The 19,421-nt window shown below is 57.5% G+C and carries 17 protein-coding genes; 14 read left to right on the forward strand and 3 right to left on the reverse strand.

Annotation, left to right across the window (positions count from 1 at the left end; all coding sequences use genetic code 11):
• Nucleotides 1-29 precede the first annotated feature (29 nt).
• From ACP6KB_RS05785 to ACP6KB_RS05810, 6 genes are all read left to right on the forward strand, one after another.
• Entirely contained in the window at nucleotides 30-1,463 is a 1,434-nt protein-coding gene (locus tag ACP6KB_RS05785; RefSeq protein ID WP_442112461.1) for a tyrosine-type recombinase/integrase, read from the forward strand.
• A gap of 137 nt (nucleotides 1,464-1,600) precedes the next feature.
• Nucleotides 1,601-2,122 (forward strand): hypothetical protein, encoded by a 522-nt coding sequence (locus ACP6KB_RS05790; RefSeq protein WP_200992730.1) that lies wholly within the window; start codon nucleotides 1,601-1,603, stop codon nucleotides 2,120-2,122.
• A gap of 92 nt (nucleotides 2,123-2,214) precedes the next feature.
• Nucleotides 2,215-2,850, forward strand: coding sequence for a hypothetical protein (locus tag ACP6KB_RS05795; RefSeq protein ID WP_442112462.1), 636 nt, complete (start codon nucleotides 2,215-2,217; stop codon nucleotides 2,848-2,850).
• 756 nt (nucleotides 2,851-3,606) lie between these two features.
• Nucleotides 3,607-4,008 carry a DUF6971 family protein gene (locus ACP6KB_RS05800; RefSeq protein ID WP_442112463.1) on the forward strand — a complete coding sequence of 134 codons (402 nt, stop codon included), beginning with the start codon at nucleotides 3,607-3,609 and terminating at the stop codon, nucleotides 4,006-4,008.
• 54 nt (nucleotides 4,009-4,062) lie between these two features.
• On the forward strand, nucleotides 4,063-5,064 hold the full coding sequence (locus ACP6KB_RS05805) for a hypothetical protein (protein WP_284396336.1): 1,002 nt from the start codon (nucleotides 4,063-4,065) through the stop codon (nucleotides 5,062-5,064).
• Between the two features lie 204 nt (nucleotides 5,065-5,268).
• The gene (locus ACP6KB_RS05810) at nucleotides 5,269-5,742 is read left to right on the forward strand and encodes a Rha family transcriptional regulator (protein ID WP_054903677.1); all 474 of its coding nucleotides are present in this window, start codon (nucleotides 5,269-5,271) and stop codon (nucleotides 5,740-5,742) included.
• A gap of 596 nt (nucleotides 5,743-6,338) precedes the next feature.
• Here the strand turns inward: ACP6KB_RS05810 and nadB are convergent.
• On the reverse strand, nucleotides 6,339-7,946 hold the full coding sequence (gene nadB, locus ACP6KB_RS05815) for an L-aspartate oxidase (protein WP_442112464.1): 1,608 nt from the start codon (nucleotides 7,944-7,946) through the stop codon (nucleotides 6,339-6,341).
• Nucleotides 7,947-8,380: 434 nt separating this feature from the next.
• On the opposite strand from nadB, the gene rpoE reads away from it, so the two are divergent.
• The 4 genes from rpoE to ACP6KB_RS05835 all read left to right on the forward strand — a co-directional run bounded on the left by rpoE (nucleotide 8,381) and on the right by ACP6KB_RS05835 (nucleotide 12,166).
• Complete coding sequence (gene rpoE, locus ACP6KB_RS05820; protein ID WP_010220971.1) at nucleotides 8,381-8,962, forward strand: RNA polymerase sigma factor RpoE; 582 nt, start codon at nucleotides 8,381-8,383, stop codon at nucleotides 8,960-8,962.
• Between the two features lie 31 nt (nucleotides 8,963-8,993).
• Complete coding sequence (locus tag ACP6KB_RS05825; protein ID WP_442112465.1) at nucleotides 8,994-9,584, forward strand: RseA family anti-sigma factor; 591 nt, start codon at nucleotides 8,994-8,996, stop codon at nucleotides 9,582-9,584.
• 12 nt (nucleotides 9,585-9,596) lie between these two features.
• Nucleotides 9,597-10,562 carry a MucB/RseB C-terminal domain-containing protein gene (locus ACP6KB_RS05830; protein WP_442112466.1) on the forward strand — a complete coding sequence of 322 codons (966 nt, stop codon included), beginning with the start codon at nucleotides 9,597-9,599 and terminating at the stop codon, nucleotides 10,560-10,562.
• A gap of 221 nt (nucleotides 10,563-10,783) precedes the next feature.
• Nucleotides 10,784-12,166 carry a DegQ family serine endoprotease gene (locus ACP6KB_RS05835; RefSeq protein WP_442114262.1) on the forward strand — a complete coding sequence of 461 codons (1,383 nt, stop codon included), beginning with the start codon at nucleotides 10,784-10,786 and terminating at the stop codon, nucleotides 12,164-12,166.
• A 72-nt stretch (nucleotides 12,167-12,238) separates the two neighbouring features.
• On the opposite strand, the gene ACP6KB_RS05840 is transcribed toward ACP6KB_RS05835, so the two are convergent.
• Together ACP6KB_RS05840 and ACP6KB_RS05845 are read right to left on the reverse strand one after the other, a co-directional pair.
• On the reverse strand, nucleotides 12,239-13,453 hold the full coding sequence (locus ACP6KB_RS05840) for a hypothetical protein (protein ID WP_442112467.1): 1,215 nt from the start codon (nucleotides 13,451-13,453) through the stop codon (nucleotides 12,239-12,241).
• Nucleotides 13,450-14,748 (reverse strand): hypothetical protein, encoded by a 1,299-nt coding sequence (locus ACP6KB_RS05845; protein ID WP_442112468.1) that lies wholly within the window; start codon nucleotides 14,746-14,748, stop codon nucleotides 13,450-13,452. The genes ACP6KB_RS05840 and ACP6KB_RS05845 overlap by 4 nt, the downstream gene beginning before the upstream one ends.
• Before the next feature lie 230 nt (nucleotides 14,749-14,978).
• Here ACP6KB_RS05845 and lepA point away from each other — a divergent pair, with 230 nt between their 5' ends.
• The 4 genes from lepA (at nucleotide 14,979) to era (ending at nucleotide 19,401) form a co-directional block, all read left to right on the forward strand.
• Nucleotides 14,979-16,778 (forward strand): translation elongation factor 4, encoded by a 1,800-nt coding sequence (gene lepA / locus ACP6KB_RS05850; RefSeq protein WP_442112469.1) that lies wholly within the window; start codon nucleotides 14,979-14,981, stop codon nucleotides 16,776-16,778.
• A gap of 5 nt (nucleotides 16,779-16,783) precedes the next feature.
• Nucleotides 16,784-17,638, forward strand: a complete 855-nt coding sequence (gene lepB / locus ACP6KB_RS05855; protein WP_442112470.1) for a signal peptidase I — start codon at nucleotides 16,784-16,786, stop codon at nucleotides 17,636-17,638.
• A 178-nt stretch (nucleotides 17,639-17,816) separates the two neighbouring features.
• Nucleotides 17,817-18,506 carry a ribonuclease III gene (rnc, locus tag ACP6KB_RS05860; protein WP_133215566.1) on the forward strand — a complete coding sequence of 230 codons (690 nt, stop codon included), beginning with the start codon at nucleotides 17,817-17,819 and terminating at the stop codon, nucleotides 18,504-18,506.
• The gene (gene era / locus ACP6KB_RS05865) at nucleotides 18,499-19,401 is read left to right on the forward strand and encodes a GTPase Era (RefSeq protein ID WP_038607646.1); all 903 of its coding nucleotides are present in this window, start codon (nucleotides 18,499-18,501) and stop codon (nucleotides 19,399-19,401) included. Before rnc ends, era begins: the two co-directional genes overlap by 8 nt.
• Nucleotides 19,402-19,421: the final 20 nt, after the last annotated feature.

Below are 19,421 nucleotides of genomic sequence, written 5' to 3' on the forward strand. Positions count from 1 at the left end.
AAACCCAATGGATACAGGGGTTTCAGCCGATGACCATCAATCCACGCTCCCAAACTGGGACAAACCTGTTACAAACTGCCCTCGCCAAGCCATACCACTATCGCCGGTCTGGTCGCTATTACCTTCGCCTTCGCCCTCAAGGCACCGCTAAGGGCTTCTTCACGCTATCACTCAGGACCACCGACAAGGCCACCGCTATGACCATCTCGCAAGACATCCTCTCGACCCTCAAGGCCTACCATCTGGACAACCCAGAGGCTTCATGGGATGAGCTGAGAGAGCGTCTCTTGGACATCGCTGAGTACAGCCTGACGATGGCCCACGGTGATAGCTCACTGGTCGCCTACGAGATGATTAACGATGAGCACCATCAGGCCCTCCGTGAGGCAAGCGCAAAGCTACCCTTGAGCGTCAATCAGCAACGGGCTGTGAGTAAGGCATTGGAGATCATTGAGGCGTCTCAGGAGCGCATGAAGGGCAGGTCGGGGAATCTGGTGGATATCGTAAAGGGTCTAAAGGATGAGTCTTGTAGCACGTCAGTGGCCCTGTCTCCGTCCCTATCTGTAAGTTCATCTGAGCGGCTGACCTTCAAGGCTCTGTCTGCGCTGTACATGGAGGAACGCAAAGACAGCATTCAGGCCAGCACCATGCGGGACGTGAGATCGTCCTGTGAGGCTATCGCTACGATCCTCGGTGACTTGGACTTGAAGGCTCATACGCGGGAGGACATGAAGAACCTTCGGGACAAACTCCTTGAGGACCGCAAGCCATCGACGGTGAAGAAGCTACTGACCCGGCTATCAACTGTCATGGACTGGGCTGTGCATAACGGTTACCTCGATAAGAGCTTCGACAAGGGTCTGAAGCCAACGAAAGGAGCTGATAGCTCCCGTGAGGCGTTCTCTCTGGATCAGGTGAAGGCCCTCATGGCTCACGCTAAGACCCTGCCAGTGGACGCATGGCAGCGCTGGGCGTTGTCCCTTGGGGTCATCACTGGGACCCGTATTGAGGAACTTAGGCAGTTGACTAAGGCTGACGTTAAGCAGGTCGGGGATGTCTGGGTCATCGACATCAATAGGAACGATGGCAAGACGGCCAAGACCAAGAACGCTCTGAGGGTTATCCCGTTGACCGATGGGGCCTATGGGTTTGACCTGAAGGCTTTCCTTGAGTTTGTCCAAAGGGCGGACTCTCGCCTGTTCGCTTTGGGCGCTGGGCGATTCTCTGAGTTGCTCAATGGGCTTATCCGTGATGTCTTAGACCTGAAGGCTGATCGCACCCAGACCTTCCACTCCCTACGGCACTCTCTGGCTGGTGCCTTGAAGGCCGCTGAGATTCCTGTGGGCACCGCTGAGTCGATCTTGGGTCACGCTTCGGGGTCGATCAGCTATGACCTATACGGGGCGGGGAGCGGGGTTGATGTAGGGCGTATGGCTGAAGCGCTGCAAGCAGCCTTGCGTTGATTACGTAGGAACCTTTCCTCGTAGCTCCTACGCGGGGTCTCAGCGGGTTCCTGTGGGGGCACTCCATGAAGCACTCGTGAAAGCGTTCGCTCGAACTGTCCAAGTCTCGAATGGTAATTAATAAGGAGTAGGCTCATATGGAAAAAGCTAAAGCCAACAATGAAATCAAGTGGCTTCTTTTAGATCAGATGACGGACTTGACTGCCGCAGTTTGTATGGGCCGAGATTTTTTAAAAGCTTACAGCGATGGCAAGCTGACACTGATTCAGATCATGACGCGACTGAGAGTGTGTAACCACAGCCTAATCCTTTCACTTTACAAGGTTTGGGAGATTAGGGACAAATATAACCAGCACCTCTACTCACTTGATAAAACCTTCGTTAATCCTTTATTCCAGTACGCCAAAGAAATTGACAAACGTAACATAAACAAATTTCGAGGCAGATACGCTGCTCACATTTGGGACTTAAAGGACAAACCAATCTCGCTTATCGAAGCTCAGGCACTACTGGACACAATCACCGGAGAGAACAACTCCAAGGTGCAAGAGTTCTATGATTGGATTTGGCTCGACGGGGAGCCGTGTGTAGTGAAAGCGCTTCACGACCTGATTGACTACCTAAGAACTCTGCCGGGTGGGGACTTCGCAAGGTTCTGATGAACTCGACCTTGATCGCTCTCGGAAAGCGGTGTCGTTAAAAACCCTCACTATGGCTGCACGTTCGCAGCGGCCATATGAGGACCACTATCATGACCCTGCTCACCCAACCCGGACCATTACACCGTCACGTCGATCACGAAACCGGCACCATCCTTCACATTGACCCACTCTCTGGCGAGGTCATCCGCCGCAGGGATATGGTTCGACCCGCAAACCTCGAAGCCCAGTATCAGTCATGGGCCTCTGAGCGTCGTGCCGATGAGTCCCTCTTTGATGACCAACAGAAAGCCGCCAAGGGCCTGACCAACGGCACCCAAGGGCAACCCCAAGAGACCCCAAGCGATGAACCCAAGCGAGGCCGTGGACGCCCAAAGGCCACCTTCGCTAACCCTGTCGCAGCCTACATGCACCTCCTTGCGATTCCCGATCCGCTGCCATGGGTAGACGACATCATTACCGGGTCAATCATCACCAGTGCCGGAGTCACCAACGGAAAGATCAACGTCAAGGCACGAGCGGTCATCGGAGCGTTGTTCCTTTCGGAGATCACAGCGGACGCCTGCAAGACCAATGAGTATTCCTTGAGAACCGCCCAGCGAATCGCCAAGGCTGCGCGACACGCTGCCCATGGGATCGCTTCGTATGTCGAGAGACACCCAGACATCAAGGCTGAGATTGTGGCCGAGGTGGGCGCAGAGGCTCTATTCCGGGGCTTAGCGACTTAACGCCGGATAATATAAAGAAAATCTCAACGACCATCTTCAGGTCAAAGCATCGACCAGACCCAGAGGGAGGGGTTGTTAATTACAACTCCCCTCATCTCAAAGGGCATCTTTAAGACACCTCAAAGGAGACCTTCCAACATGACCAGCATTGTCTGCCCAGCTAACTCACGCCTCACCGAACAAGATATGTCAGTCTTGTCTACTGTATTCCCTCGACCAGCTCGAACCCAGCTCATCGAGTTGCGTCGTGCCCTTAGTGACCATCGCTCCAACTTCAGGACCTACAAGGCTGGACAGGTCACCTTCGATATGGACGGTGTGGCCCAACGGGTCCTCGCTAAGTGTCCCCAAAAGACTCTCGACCGTTTGAACCAACTACTTGAACAAGGGTTGTGTCTTCAAGCCATCGCCTCGACTCACTTGAGGATTCCATTAAGCGGCTCTGAAGGAATCTCACTCACAACTTAAAGGCGTCCGTCAAGACTGTCGTTAAAAACCCTCACTATGGGTAAGACAGGAAGACCAACAACAAAATAATTTCCTCGACCCTGCACAACAGCCGTCGCCACGGTTGATCCCTTCGATGCCCTTCAGGCTTGCCATGTCCCTGAATCAGCGTCATCAACACCACTTGAAACCCAGAACCTTTTGATCGTCCTTGAAGATGCCCGCGAAGGCTTTCTCCTTGGCCGTCTGGTCGTGCGCGTCTATGGCGCAAGGACGAATCAAAGGGTCCCCAATAGGAGAACCCAAACCATGAAAATCACTATCACGAAAGTCCTGAAGAACGAAGTCACCGTGTCGGGCCAGACCCTGAACCGTGAGTACGTCGAGAACATCATGCTGCCCATGTTGGTCGCCCAATGCGGGACCGTTAAGGGCCAGCAATTCGAGATCGTTAAGGCGTTCGATGAGGCCGGTCTGTCGCTCCAAGCGATTCCCGTAGTTGCCCGAGAGTACCGCCAAGACCAATACCAGAAGGCTCAGGAGCGTGCTCGCTTGCAGGCTGAGGCCAATGCCCATGCCGAGCGGTGCCGTGAATGGTCGCCTCGTGAGATCGCCCAAGCGAAGCACGAGCGGGAAGCCCGAGCCGCTGCCATTCGTGAGCATGGTGCCCGTATGCGTGCCGCTTCCCGTAGCAATAGCGGTGGCTGGTAACAGCACCTCCCTCGACACACCCACTTCATTCATCTATTCAGGAGAACCATTCCCATGAAACAACCATTCCAGTACGCCAAGCCATCGACCTACACCACCGCCATCACTGATGAGCACACCGGTTCGATTCGATTCAACACCGCCGATGTTCGCCCAGAGACCCAAGCGGCCACCGATGTGTCGGTCTATGTGGAAGCCCTTGTGGAAGCCGCTGAGGACTATTTGAACGGCGATGAGTGGCGAGAGGCTGCCATGGAGGCGACTCCTTGCGAGTTCCGTCCGGCTGGCTCCGAGGCCACTGGGCAACAAATCATCACCATGGCTGACCGCTCCGTCACCTTCGACCCTCGCAAGAACTGGGATAACCAGACCATCGAGAAGGGTGAAGTGCTGGCCGGGTCGATCATCTTCACCGAGGCCACCGACACGGCATTGGTCATCAGCCACCGTGCCACCATCCTCGACCACAATCTGATGGCAGGCTTCACCGTACAGTCTATGGAGCAAACCGCTGACAAGATGCTCCGTGACATCGAGCACAGCGCAGCCGGTAAGGTCGCTGCCATCTTGGCGACTGCCCCAAGCACTGAGAGCGTCTCTGAGGCTAAGCCAACAGGTAAGCCTATGGAGATCGCTGAGGAACTCATTGACCTCATGACGACCCACGTTAACCAGACTGTAGGGACCTCGCTGAGTGACTTCGTGATCCTGCTGCCCGTGTCACTGGTGGCCGTCCTTGAGCGTGCTGCTCAACGTGCTGGTCAGGACTCTATTGAGGACCTCATTGGCGCAGGCGTACAGCCGTACACCGGGACCGACCATGGCATCTTTATGTTGCCCAAGCTGTTCACCTCGCTGAGCTACCGTGAGCGCCAAGACGGGAGCGTTTGGCGCATCGAAGCGACCCGCAACCCGAACGCCCAAGGATGGGACCTTGAGATCATGGCTGTGGTGGACATCATCGCCAAGGGCATGGTCAAGGTGAAACTGACCACTGATGGTCTTCAGACTGTTCAAGTGCCGTTCCCGCTGGTCACTCGCATTGCCCTGAGCTGATCTAAAAGCGCCCCGTAAGGCCGGACCTACACAGGGACCGGCAGGGGCACGGCTTCACCTATCCGCATCATCGCCCGTCGCTGGGCATCCATCTAATCGAAAGTCTTTCTGTTTGCTCTCTGTGCCACCGGCAGAACCCTTGTCTGGGGTCTTTCGGCTGCCCGTGGGAGCGAACTCAGAGAGCAAACATAAGGAAAACAGACTATGACCATGACCACCAATACAGCAACCATCTTCGAGAACATCTCCAAGGCCGGAGCGGTATCCTCAACGACTCTCAACGGCTTACCCGGTATGTCGTCCTTGGAGATCGCTGAGATCACCGGTAAGCGCCATGACCATGTACTCAGAGACATCCGAAAGATGCTCAACGAGCTGGAAAGGGAGACCCCAAATCTGGGGGCACCTCAATGGGTCGAGGCCAGCTACCAGTCCAGTCAAAGCAAGTTATTACCGCTGACCATTCTCGACAAAGAGCTGACCTTTACGCTGCTCTCCCGGTATTCCTTCAAGCTGTCCAACATGATCGTCAAGCGCTGGCTTGAACTGGAAGGCTCAGGGTTTGAACGTGTGTCGATACAGGCTGCTGTGGTTCACCTGCTCGAACGAGAGAAGGACAACTATCGAATCGCAATGAGGGACATCAAGGCCGCTGCAAGGCGTCTCAAGGCCCGGTAAGCGCCAAACGACACTTCCATAAACGAAGCGTGACGCGCTAAGCTCTTGGACTAAGTTGCCTACACTAAGGCCCGTCGATGAGTGTCACGCTGTGCTACACATACAAGGGCAAGCGGGTAGTTACTAAAGTGCCTGTCGAGTCTCTGACCCCGCATGCTGCGCTGTGCTTTGCCCTGCTGCAATCAGGCGCCTCTGACGACCAATCCCAAGGGAGCTGGCCGCATTCATATGAGCGCCTCCTTGAGGTAGCCCTGCAACACGAACTCACAGACGTTCGCTTTCACAAGTCACTCTAATCCCTCAAGGAGAACCCCATGGACCACCTACAGGCCCTCTACTGGGTCTGTCTGGCCGTTCAACTGGGGTTCTGGTTGTGGTCTCGCCGACCCTCTTGAGAATCTGACAGAAAAATCTGAAAGGTCACCATTACAAGACTTCCCGCGCAGGCTCCCCCGTAGGCCCTCGCATGGGTGCCCGTGAGCGCGTTAAGGACCCTCGCGGGCGCACCATAAAGACCCCAGAGGCTGGGACAAATGTGCGCCAAAGCTGTTACAAAACCCAGCCGAACGGTGTACGCTGAGCGCTCCTAACGTGCCTCATTTGTCGGGTGTAAGGATCGTATCCTTCGCCTCTGGCAGCATCTCTGGATAGTCCAGCGTGTAGTGCAGACCCCGAGATTCCTTGCGTTCCATGGCTGACCTAATCATCAGCTCTGCTACTTGAGCAAGGTTCCTCAGTTCAATCAGGTCTCTGCTTACTCGGTAGTTGCTGTAGAACTCGTCGATCTCGTCCAGCAACAGGCGTACCCGGTGCTCAGCGCGTTGCAGGCGTTTGCTGGTGCGCACGATCCCTACGTAGTCCCACATGAATCGCCGCAGTTCGTCCCAGTTGTGCGCAATGATGACGTCTTCGTCCGAGTCGGTGACCTGGCTGGCATCCCAGCCTGGCAGTGCGCGTGGCATCGGCACCTGGTCCAGATGCGCTTCGATGTCGTTGGCCGCGGCGCGACCGTACACAAAGCATTCGAGCAGCGAGTTGCTGGCCATGCGGTTGGCACCATGCAGGCCGGTGAAGCTGGTCTCACCGATGGCGTACAGGCCGGGCACGTCAGTGTGGCCGCGGTCGTCGACCATAACGCCGCCGCAAGTGTAGTGCGCAGCCGGTACCACCGGGATCGGTTGGCGGGTGATGTCGATGCCGAACGTCAGGCAGCGCTCATACATGGTCGGGAAGTGACTTTTGATGAAGTCGTCAGGTTTGTGGCTGATGTCGAGGTACACGCAGTCCACGCCCAGGCGTTTCATTTCGTGGTCGATGGCGCGGGCCACGATGTCGCGCGGCGCCAGCTCTTCACGCGGGTCGAAGCGCGGCATGAAGCGCTCGCCATTGGGCAGGCGCAGCAAGGCGCCTTCGCCGCGCAAGGCTTCGGTAATCAGGAAGCTCTTGGCCTGTGGGTGATACAGGCAGGTGGGGTGGAACTGGTTGAATTCCAGGTTGGCGACCCGGCAACCGGCACGCCAGGCCATGGCAATGCCGTCGCCGCAGGCCCCGTCGGGGTTACTGGTGTACAGGTAGACTTTCGCCGCGCCGCCGGTGGCCAGCACGGTGAAGCGCGCACCGTAGGTGTCGACTTCGCCGGTGTTGCGATTGAGCACATAGGCGCCCAGGCAGCGCTCGCCGTCCTGGCCCAGGCGTCGTTCGGTAATCAGGTCAACGGCAACCCGTTGTTCCAGCAATTCAATGTTCGTGCGTTGCCGTGCCTGGGCCAGCAGCGTCGTGAAAATCGCCGCGCCGGTGGCATCGGCAGCATGAATGATGCGCCGGTGGCTGTGACCGCCTTCACGGGTCAGGTGGAACTCGAAGCCGCCGTCGTCAACGCTGGCGTGCTCGTCGCGGGTAAAGGGTACACCCTGGTCGATCAGCCACTGGATGGCTTCACGGCTGTGCTCGACGGTGAAGCGCACGGCGTCTTCATGGCACAGGCCGCCACCGGCGTTGAGGGTGTCTTCGACGTGTGATTGCACGGTATCGGTGTCATCCAGCACGGCAGCAATGCCGCCCTGGGCCCAATAGGTCGAACCGTTGGCAAGATCGCCCTTGCTGAGCACGGCGATGCGCAAATGACCGGGAAGGTTCAGCGCCAGGCTCAGACCAGCGGCGCCGCTGCCGATCACGAGGACATCATGTTGGAATTGTTGGCTCATGTCAGGACACTAGTATCTGAAGGGGGGGATCGGCACAATAGTCAGGCGCGTATGGCATTGTGAAACTATCGTGAATCAGGACCGGCTGTCTTTATAGCAGCCCCAAGGCCCTGATTTCCAATGGCGCTTGTAGTGGCCTGGTGGCTTTCCATGGGAACTTTCCCTGCTGTGTGGATATCCATAGAAGGTTGCCCGCACACCACAATGCCGTGGCGACGCATGGCAGTAGCCCATAATGAAGGTACTGTTGGCGTATTCGAGACCCGATTATCGACGCAGCCGGCCGTGACCGCGCTGCGTTTTTCGTGCGAGCCGACCAAGGGCCGCAGGAAACTTGCTTGGAGGGGAGAACTTTTGCGAAAAGCCCGAGTCTATGGTTGCAAGCCTGAACGATGCTTCTCGCAACGCTCCTTCACGTTTACTGAGGAGTGTTCATGCTAACCCAGGAAGAGGATCAGCAGCTTGTCGAGCGCGTGCAGCGTGGCGACAGGCGAGCGTTCGATCTGTTGGTGCTGAAGTATCAGCACAAGATTCTCGGGTTGATCGTGCGTTTTGTACACGACACCCATGAAGCCCAGGATGTGGCGCAGGAAGCTTTCATCAAAGCTTACCGGGCGCTTGGTAATTTTCGCGGAGACAGTGCTTTTTATACCTGGCTGTACCGCATTGCCATTAACACGGCAAAGAACTATCTGGTGTCCCGCGGTCGGCGGCCACCGGACAGCGATGTAAGTTCCGAGGATGCGGAATTTTACGACGGCGATCATGGCCTCAAGGATCTGGAGTCCCCCGAGCGTGCGTTGTTGCGAGATGAGATCGAAGGCACCGTCCATCGGACCATTCAGCAACTGCCAGAAGATTTACGTACGGCGTTAACTTTACGTGAATTCGATGGTCTGAGTTACGAGGACATTGCGAGCGTCATGCAGTGTCCAGTGGGTACCGTGCGCTCCCGGATCTTCCGCGCTCGGGAGGCCATAGATAAAGCCCTGCAGCCGTTGTTGCAGGAAACCTGAGACAGCGGCGACAGCCAAGAGAGGAACCGCCATGAGTCGTGAAGCGTTGCAGGAATCGCTGTCCGCGGTAATGGATAACGAAGCGGACGAACTGGAATTACGTCGGGTGTTGAACGCCGTCGATGATGCCGAAACCCGCGCCACCTGGTCGCGCTATCAGGTTGCCCGTGCCGCCATGCACAAGGAACTGGTGCTGCCACAACTGGATATCGCCGCCGCCGTTTCTGCTGCGTTGGCTGACGAAGCCGCGCCGGTCAAGGTCAATCGTGGTCCTTGGCGCAGCCTGGGACGTCTGGCTGTGGCAGCTTCGGTTACCGTTGCCGTGCTGGCCGGTGTACGCCTGTACAACCAGGACGAAATCAGTGGTGCTCAGCTGGCTGCGCAGCAACCTGCCCAGCAAGGCGTGATCACCCCACAAGTTCAAGGCCCCGCCGTGCTGGCAGGCTATAGTGAGAGTGCAGAACAGCCAGGCCCGATGGCCAATGGCGTGCTGCAAGGGCAATCCGGCTGGCAAGACCAGCGTCTGCCCGGCTATCTGCGTCAGCATGCTCAGGAAGCAGCCCTCAAGGGCACTGAGAGCGCACTGCCTTATGCCCGCGCGGCCAGCCTGGAAAACCGTTAAGTAAGGAGGATCATGCGCGCGCTACCTCTTATACCGCTGCTGTTGGGTGGCTGGCTGACACTGCCGGCCCTGGCTGCCAACTCTTCGCCCGAAGCGGGCGACTGGTTGAAGAAGCTGGCACAGGCTGAACAGCAGCAGAGTTATCAGGGTACTTTCGTTTACGAGCGTAACGGTAGCTTCTCCACCCACGACATCTGGCATCGAGTCCAGGATGGCAAAGTCAGCGAGCGCTTGCTGCAGCTCGATGGCTCGGCCCAGGAAGTTGTGCGTGTCGACGGACATACCCAGTGCGTGAGCGGAACCCTGGTGCCAGGTGTGATGAGTTCGCCGGAGTCCACCGCGCGAGTGCTTGATCCTCTGAAACTGATGAGCTGGTATGACCTCGGGATTGCTGGTAAATCCCGGGTGGCGGACCGCTCGGCCGTCATTGTTACCCTAAGCCCGCGTGATCAGCATCGTTACGCATTTGAGCTGCACCTTGATCGTGAAACCGGTCTGCCGCTCAAGTCGCTGATGCTCGATGACAAAGGGCGCTTGCTGGAACGCTTTCAGTTCACCCGCCTGGACACCAAAGAGGCGCCGACGGATGACGAGCTCAAAGCCGGTGAGCAATGCAAACCGGTCACTCAGGCAGTTGCGCAAGAAGCACAGCCGGTCACCGGTTGGCGCTCGGACTGGCTACCGCCAGGTTTCGAACTGGTCAACAGTTCAATGCGCAAGGATCCACAAGGCAAGGGCACCGTCAGCAGCCTGATGTACGATGATGGCCTGGCGCGCTTCTCGGTGTTTGTAGAGCTGTTGAACGGCGGTACTGCAGCGGATATTCGTACCCAATTGGGGCCGACGGTCGCAGTCTCCCGGCGCTTGACCACACCGAAAGGTGAAATGATGGTCACTGTGGTCGGGGAAATTCCGATCGGTACAGCCGAACGGATTGCCCTGTCGATGCGATCCCAAGACACCCAGGCGCAAAAATGAACAGTAAGTACTGCGCTGGCCGGTCGAGGATCCCTTGGCTGACATGATTAGCAAGCTTTGCAGTTTGCAAAAACCTCAGAATTTTTCTATAGGTCAGTCCTTTCGGGGTCTGGCCTTTCCTGCGTCTGCAGGGCCCTACTGCTAACCACGCTCGATGTGACGGGAGCCGTATGTCAATACCACGCTTGAAAACCTACCTATCGTTGTTCGCCGCCGTGCTGATGCTCGGTCAGGTGGCCACCGCTGCCCAGGCCGAAGCCCTGCCGGACTTCACCACCCTGGTCGAGCAGGCTTCGCCTGCGGTGGTGAACATCAGTACCAAGCAGAAGTTGCCCGATCGTCGCTACGCGACCGGGCAAATGCCAGACCTTGAAGGCCTGCCGCCCATGTTCCGCGAGTTCTTCGAGCGCAACATGCCGCAGCAGCCGCGTTCCCCGCGCGGTGACCGCCAGCGTGAAGCGCAGTCGCTGGGCTCGGGCTTCATCATTTCCAGCGACGGCTACGTGCTGACCAACAACCATGTAGTGGCCGATGCCGACGAAATCATCGTTCGTCTGTCTGACCGCAGCGAGCTGCAAGCCAAGCTGGTGGGTACCGATCCGCGTACCGACGTGGCGCTGCTCAAAGTCGATGGCAAGAACCTGCCAACGGTGAAGCTGGGGGATTCCGAGAAGCTCAAGGTCGGTGAGTGGGTGCTGGCCATCGGTTCGCCGTTCGGCTTTGACCATTCGGTGACCAAAGGTATCGTCAGTGCCAAAGGCCGGACCCTGCCTAACGACACCTATGTGCCGTTCATCCAGACCGACGTGGCGATCAACCCCGGTAACTCCGGTGGCCCGCTGTTCAACATGAACGGTGAAGTGGTGGGTATCAACTCGCAGATCTTCACCCGCTCCGGTGGCTTCATGGGCTTGTCGTTCGCCATCCCGATCGACGTGGCGATCGATGTCTCCAACCAGTTGAAGAAAGACGGCAAAGTCAGCCGTGGCTGGCTGGGTGTGGTGATTCAGGAAGTCAACAAAGACCTGGCCGAATCCTTCGGCCTGGACAAGCCGGCCGGCGCGCTGGTAGCCCAGGTGCTGGAAGACGGCCCGGCAGCCAAGGGTGGCCTGCAGGTCGGTGACGTGATCCTGAGCATGAATGGCCAGCCGATCGTCATGTCTGCTGACCTGCCACACCTGGTCGGTAGCCTCAAGGATGGCGCCACCGCCAAGCTCGATATCATCCGCAACGGCAAACGCCAGAGCCTGGATATCAAGGTGGGTGCGCTGCCAGATGACGATGCCGACATCACCGCCGGTGTCGATGGTGGCGCCGAGCGCAGCAGCAACCGCTTGGGTGTTGCCGTAGCCGACCTGACTGCCGAGCAGAAAAAGACCCTGGAACTCAAGGGTGGTGTGGTTATCAAGGAAGTTCAGGACGGTCCTGCTGCCTTGATCGGCCTGCGTCCGGGTGACGTCATCAGCCACCTGAACAACCAGGCGATCTTGTCGGCCAAGCAGTTCACCGAAATTGCCAAGGAGCTGCCGAAGAATCGTTCGGTGTCCATGCGCGTGCTGCGTCAGGGGCGTGCGAGCTTCATCACGTTCAAGCTGGCTGAATAATCCAGGCGCGCGAAAGCGCGTATGGATGTGCGATCAAAGCCCGGTGCGTAGCGTACCGGGCTTTTTTTGTTTTTACTGATTGAGAAAGCTGAAGATCATTCCTGTGAGGCCCGCCGCGCCGGTGGTATTCATCGCGATCAGGGTGTCTTCGTTGCGCACAAACGCAATCATTGTTTCGTTTGTATAGAACGGCATGCCGAGGCTGAATGAGGTGTCCTGAGCACCATCGACGTGGTAGCGAAGTGCGTAGAGCGTAATGTCCTCGGAGTGCCCCACAACCGTCAGTTTTCCATCCTCGCCCAGGGCGCCGCTGCGGTAGGTACTGAAGGCATCGTGGAAGTGCGCGAATACGGGTTGTCCTCGGTTGAACGCCGGGTCGACGCGGCCATTCGCAGTGAGCTGCATGATCATCGCATCGGTGCGCGGCAGGGCGCTTCGTTGAGCTTCACCTAGGGCTAACAGTCTCCCATCGGGACGCAGGATCAGTTGATTGATTCGGGTATGTGCGCTGTCGGCCAGAAAACTGTAGAAGCCTGCTCCATTTGCAAACGTCAGATCCAGGTTACCGTTCGTCAGGTAGCGGGCGATGAATCCGTAATCGTTGCCGTCGTTCTGTCTCTGGTGTCCGCCAATCAGGAAGGTGTCGGGTTGCTGGATCAAGCTGGAAATTCGGATCAGGCCCTGTTCGTGGCTGATATCGATGTACTGTTTTCCACCAAATCCAGGATTGCCTTGCAAATCCAGGCGATAAACACGCGTCTGGCTCGGTGTTCCGTCGATTTCAGTGAAGTTGGCTGCGGCCATTACTGAGTGGCCCAGGATGCTCAAGGCGCTGTTGAGCGTTACCAGTTTTGTGTTCTCTGGTTGATCCAGCGGGTGAGGCATTTTTTCTTGAGCGTTGCGATCAAAGCGCAATAAGCCAATTTTTGCATTATCGGTCTGATAGTTCTTGTACCAACCCAGCATCCAGATACTGCCGTTGTCCTCGTCGGCTGTGCCAATGGCTTCGCAGCCTGAGTGTGAGCTATTTTCGAACTGGCCGGTGACGGTTCCTTCCTTGCCGAAGGCGTTGTCTAACGCTCCGTCTCTGGTAAAGCGTGCGATCGCAAAGTAGCTTGGTGCGGGGCCGCCAATGGTGTAGGCAGAGGCTCCAGCTATGATGTCGTCACCTTGCATAACGCTATCAATGACGTGGCGATCCTGGATAGTGTCAAACTCTGGAAGTACGACTACGCCTCCATCGCCAAACGCAGGGTTAAGGCCGCTAGGTCGGGTGAAATGATTCATGTCTTATCTCCGTTATGAACAGAAAAATTCATGCTCTTGAGTAAGCGCAGGCGCAATTTCCGCCACCAGCGAGGGGTGTCGAACGCAGTAGCAACCATTTCGACGCTTTCATTCTGAATCGCAGCGATTGTTCCGATCACTCCGTTCGCCGCAGTTGCGTTCCAGGCCAGCAAGGTATTTGTGCCGTGGGGCAAGCACAGCATGGCGTCTTCGATACCGGTTAAATCATCTGGAGGGATGTAATCGGCGTCCGGCGAACCCTCCATCAGGTAGCGTTTGTGCACCAGCGCCGGTCCTCGACCAAAGGTGATCAGCCTGCCGTTGGCATCGAGTGCGGCGTTGTGCCAAACGGCAACTGCCTCATCCAGCACCGGACGGGCGTTGTTGAAACGTGGGTCTGGCAAGCCTTGGGCGGTGAATTGCCAGACAAATGCAGTACTTTTTTCAGCAATCTGTGCGTTGCCCAGGACAATCAGTGAGCCATCAGGCCTTTGCACCAGTGCTCTGGCCCAGGTGGGTTGGCCTTGTACATCAAAGGTGACGAAGCCCTCGTTGCCAAATGAACAGTCGAGTTCGCCGGTATCGCTGTAGCGTGCAATGAAGCCTTCAGCACGGTCGCGCAGGCTGCGTGTACCGCTGACAATAAAGCCATCCGGCGCTAGCACCAGCCCTGTTACTTCATGTTCGCCCAGCAAGAAATCGGTTTCGATGAAGTTGCCATGCGTAAAGCCCGGTTTGCCATCGTTGGCTATCCGGTAGATTCGCGAGTTCGGTGGCGGCAGTCCTGGAGCGGTGTACAGGTTCAGGGAAATCATGAAGTGCGTATCGGAAGCGGTGAGCCGTCCACTGCCAATCACCATTGCCGCGTTTTCGGGGAGCTCCAGGGCAAATGCCACGCCTGGTTGTTGGCCGTCTCGCGTAAGCATAAGGAGATGTGCCTGGGGAAAAGGGCGCGCTGGGTCTGAGGAAAACCCGAGCATGATGATGGATCCGTCTCTCAGGACGGCCAAGGCCTCGGGCTGTGCATGTTCGTCGGGATTGAATCTGCCGACTACCGCGCCATTTCTGCCGAACTGCTGGTCCTGCCTGCCGTCCTTGGTGAGGCGTACAAGGCCGCAGTGCCTGCCTCCGCGTTCGTCAAATGCGAGGGCGGCGACAAGAATGCTGTCGTCCTGCAATGCCACTCCGGTAAAATTTCGCGGGAGTAAGGGGTTGAAGAAGGGGGGTAACTCGACGATGCCTTGCTCGCCGAATGAGCGGTCATAATCACCGGCCTGCCTGTTTGCAGTTTTCATGGCTCGTGCTCTGCGTGCGGGAGTCAAGAGCATAAAAACAGGGGCTTTTTACGGCTACTGACAAAAATATCAGGTGCGCCTTTGTGTTTCGTAGCGCCGTATGCCGGGGCGTGGCGGTTGAAGAACGTACGGCTCGATAGAGGAATCTCCCATATCCCCGCGGCTTCAGGTACAATTCCCGGCTATTTTTCGGTGGGCGTCCGGCCCGCAGCCTTTTCGAGTGTTGACCCGTGAGTGATTTGAGTCATATCCGCAATTTCTCCATCATCGCCCACATTGACCATGGCAAGTCGACCCTGGCGGACCGTTTCATTCAGATGTGCGGTGGCCTGACTGCCCGTGAAATGGAAGCCCAGGTCCTCGACTCCATGGATCTGGAGCGTGAGCGCGGTATTACCATCAAGGCCCACAGCGTCACCTTGCATTACAAGGCGCAAGACGGCAAAACCTACCAGCTGAACTTCATTGACACCCCCGGTCACGTTGACTTCACCTATGAAGTCAGCCGCTCCCTGGCGGCGTGCGAAGGTGCGTTGCTGGTGGTCGATGCCGGTCAGGGCGTCGAGGCCCAGTCGGTCGCCAACTGCTATACCGCCATCGAGCAGGGCCTTGAGGTCATGCCGGTGCTGAACAAGATGGACTTGCCTCAGGCCGATCCGGACAAGGTCAAGGACGAGATCGAGAAGATCATCGGTATCGACGCCACCGACGCCGTGGCCTGTAGCGCCAAGAGCGGCATGGGTGTGGACGAGGTGCTCGAGCGCCTGGTTCAGGCCATTCCGGCACCTACCGGTGATATCGACGCACCGTTGCAGGCGCTGATCATCGACTCCTGGTTCGACAACTACCTGGGCGTTGTCTCCCTGGTGCGCGTGCGTCATGGCCGCGTGAAGAAGGGCGACAAGATCCTGGTCAAGTCCACCGGCAAGGTCCACCTGGTCGACAGCGTGGGTGTGTTCACCCCCAAGCACACCCAGACCGCTGATCTCAAAGCCGGTGAAGTAGGCTTCATCATCGCCAGCATCAAGGACATTCACGGTGCCCCGGTGGGTGACACCCTGACCTTGAGCTCCACCCCTGAAGTTGAAGTGCTGCCAGGTTTCAAACGCATTCAGCCGCAGGTTTATGCCGGTCTGTTCCCGGTCAGTTCCGATGATTTCGAAGACTTTCGTGATGCATTGCAGAAACTGACCCTCAACGACTCGTCGCTGCAGTACCTGCCGGAAAGCTCCGACGCCCTGGGCTTCGGCTTCCGTTGCGGCTTCCTCGGCATGCTGCACATGGAGATCATCCAGGAGCGCCTGGAGCGTGAATACGACCTGGACCTGATCACCACGGCGCCAAGCGTAATTTTCGAGGTCAAGCTCAAAACCGGCGAAACCATCTACGTCGACAACCCGTCGAAGCTGCCGGATGTGTCGTCGGTTGAAGATTTCCGCGAGCCGATCGTTGCCGCCACCATCCTTGTGCCTCAAGAGCACCTGGGCAACGTCATTACCCTGTGCATCGAGAAGCGCGGCGTCCAGCGTGACATGCAGTTCCTCGGTTCGCAGGTGCAAGTACGCTACGACCTGCCGATGAACGAAGTGGTACTGGACTTCTTCGACCGCCTGAAGTCCACCAGCCGCGGCTATGCTTCGCTGGACTACCATTTCGACCGTTATCAGTCGGCCAACCTAGTCAAGCTCGATGTACTGATCAACGGTGACAAGGTCGACGCCCTGGCGTTGATCGTGCACCGTGACAATGCGCACTACAAGGGCCGCGCATTGACCGAGAAGATGAAAGAACTGATTCCTCGGCAGATGTTCGACGTGGCAATCCAGGCCGCCATTGGCGGGCAGATTGTGGCGCGAACCACTGTCAAGGCGCTGAGAAAGAACGTACTGGCCAAATGCTACGGTGGTGACGTGAGCCGTAAGCGCAAGCTGTTGGAAAAGCAGAAAGCCGGTAAGAAACGCATGAAACAGGTCGGTAACGTGGAGATTCCACAAGAAGCCTTCCTCGCCGTGCTCAGGTTGGATAATTAGGCCCTATGTCACTAAATTTCCCGCTGTTGCTAGTCATCGCCGTTGCCGTTTGCGGTCTGTTGGCCCTGGTCGATCTGCTGTTCCTGGCGCCGCGTCGGCGTACGGCGATCGCCAACTATCAGGGCAGCGTCAGCCAGCCCGAAATGGCAGTGGTCGAGCAGTTGAACAAGGAACCGTTGCTGGTTGAGTACGGTAAATCGTTCTTCCCGGTGCTGTTCATCGTCCTGGTGTTGCGTTCGTTTCTGGTCGAGCCTTTCCAGATCCCTTCGGGATCGATGAAGCCGACCCTGGAAGTGGGCGACTTCATCCTGGTGAACAAGTTCTCCTACGGCATCCGCCTGCCGGTGATCGATAAAAAGGTCATCGAAGTCGGTGACCCGCAACGCGGCGACGTGATGGTGTTCCGCTATCCGAGCGACCCGAATGTCAACTACATCAAGCGTGTAGTCGGCTTGCCGGGCGATCAGATCCGTTACACCAGTGACAAAAAGCTGTTCGTCAACGGCCAGCCGGTTGCCGAACGCCTGGTAGGCACCGAGCCGGGCACCCTGGGCAGCGCCGAGCTGTACAAGGAAAAGCTCGGTGAAGCTGAACACCTGATCCGCAAGGAAATGAGCCGTTACCGCATGCCGCCTGACCAGCAATGGACAGTCCCGGCCGGCCATTACTTCATGATGGGCGACAACCGCGACAACTCCAACGACAGCCGTTACTGGGATGACCCTAATATTCCCAAAGCGCTGCATGGCATGGTCCCGGACCAGAACATCGTCGGCAAGGCCTTCGCGGTCTGGATGAGCTGGCCAGAGCCTAAACTCAGCCACTTCCCGAACCTGTCGCGGGTTGGCCTGATCCAGTAACAACACAACGGCGCTGTCCTGGGACAGCGCCGAATGCATTTCTGGCATAGGCTGTGTTCAGAGGGTCTGCGGATCCGCCTGGCACGCCAACGCTGGTGAGCATGAGCTAAACAGTCTTTCAGGATGTTGATTTGAACAAAGCGTTGAATATCGACCACGAACTGCGCGTGGGTACACTGTGAGCGTTTCTTTGAGCCGCCTCGAGCGCCAGCTCGGTTACACCTTCAAGAACCAGGAGCTGATGCTGCTGGCCCTGACGCACCGTAGTTTTGCCGGGCGCAATAACGAGCGCCTGGAATTTCTTGGCGATGCGATCCTTAACTTTGTCGCCGGTGAAGCGCTGTTCGAGCGTTTTCCCCAGGCCCGTGAAGGCCAGTTGTCGCGCTTGCGCGCACGCTTGGTCAAGGGTGAAACCCTGGCGGTACTGGCCCGTGGTTTTGACCTGGGTGAGTACCTGCGTCTGGGCTCCGGTGAACTGAAAAGCGGTGGTTTTCGCCGTGAATCGATCCTGGCTGACGCCCTCGAGGCGCTGATCGGCGCCATTTACCTGGATTCAGACATGCAGACCGCCCGTGAGCGGGTACTGGCCTGGCTGACCGGTGAATTCGAGAGCCTGACCCTGGTCGATACCAACAAAGACCCGAAAACACGCCTGCAGGAATTTCTGCAGTCGCGGGGCTGCGAGCTGCCGCGTTACGAAGTGGTGGATATTCAAGGTGAGCCCCATTGCCGGACGTTTTTCGTCGAATGCGAAGTGACCCTTTTGACTGAAAAAAGCCGAGGCCAGGGCGTTAGCCGGCGTATCGCCGAGCAAGTCGCGGCCGCTGCAGCACTGATCGCCCTGGGCGTGGAGAATGGCAATGACTGATACGAACACCACCCGCTGCGGCTACGTTGCCATTGTCGGCCGCCCGAACGTCGGCAAATCGACCCTGCTCAACCACATCCTCGGCCAGAAGCTGGCGATCACCTCGCGCAAGCCGCAGACCACCCGGCATAACATGCTGGGGATCAAGACCGAGGGTGATATCCAGGCGATCTACGTCGATACCCCGGGTATGCACAAGAGCAACGAAAAGGCGCTCAACCGCTACATGAACAAAACGGCGTCGGCGGCTCTGAAAGACGTCGACGTGGTGATCTTCGTGGTCGACCGCACCAAATGGACCGACGAAGACCAACTGGTCCTGGAGCGTGTGCAGTACGTGCAGGGGCCGGTGATCCTGGCGATCAACAAGACCGACCGGATCGAAGAGAAAGCCGAACTGATCCCGCACCTGCAGTGGCTGCAGGAGCAACTGCCGAATGCCGAAATCGTGCCGATTTCCGCGCAGCAGGGGCACAACCTCGAAGCGCTGGAAGGCTTGATCGCCAAGCACCTGCCGGAAAACGATCACTTCTTCCCGGAAGACCAGATCACCGACCGTAGCAGCCGCTTCCTGGCCGCTGAACTGGTGCGCGAAAAGATCATGCGCCAGCTGGGTGCAGAGCTGCCGTACCAGATCACTGTGGAAATCGAAGAGTTCAAGCAGCAGGGCAAGATCCTGCACATCCACGCCTTGATTCTGGTTGAGCGTGATGGTCAGAAGAAGATCATCATTGGCGACAAGGGCGAGCGCATCAAGCGCATCGGTTCCGAGGCGCGCAAAGACATGGAAGTGCTGTTCGACGCCAAGGTCATGCTCAACCTCTGGGTCAAGGTCAAAGGCGGCTGGTCCGACGACGAACGCGCCCTGCGTTCGCTGGGCTACGGCGACCTCTGATCGCATCAGGCCCGGCAGCG

The organism is Pseudomonas sp. NUPR-001 (assembly GCF_052147955.1).
In the GTDB taxonomy this organism is placed as follows: Bacteria; Pseudomonadota; Gammaproteobacteria; order Pseudomonadales; family Pseudomonadaceae; genus Aquipseudomonas.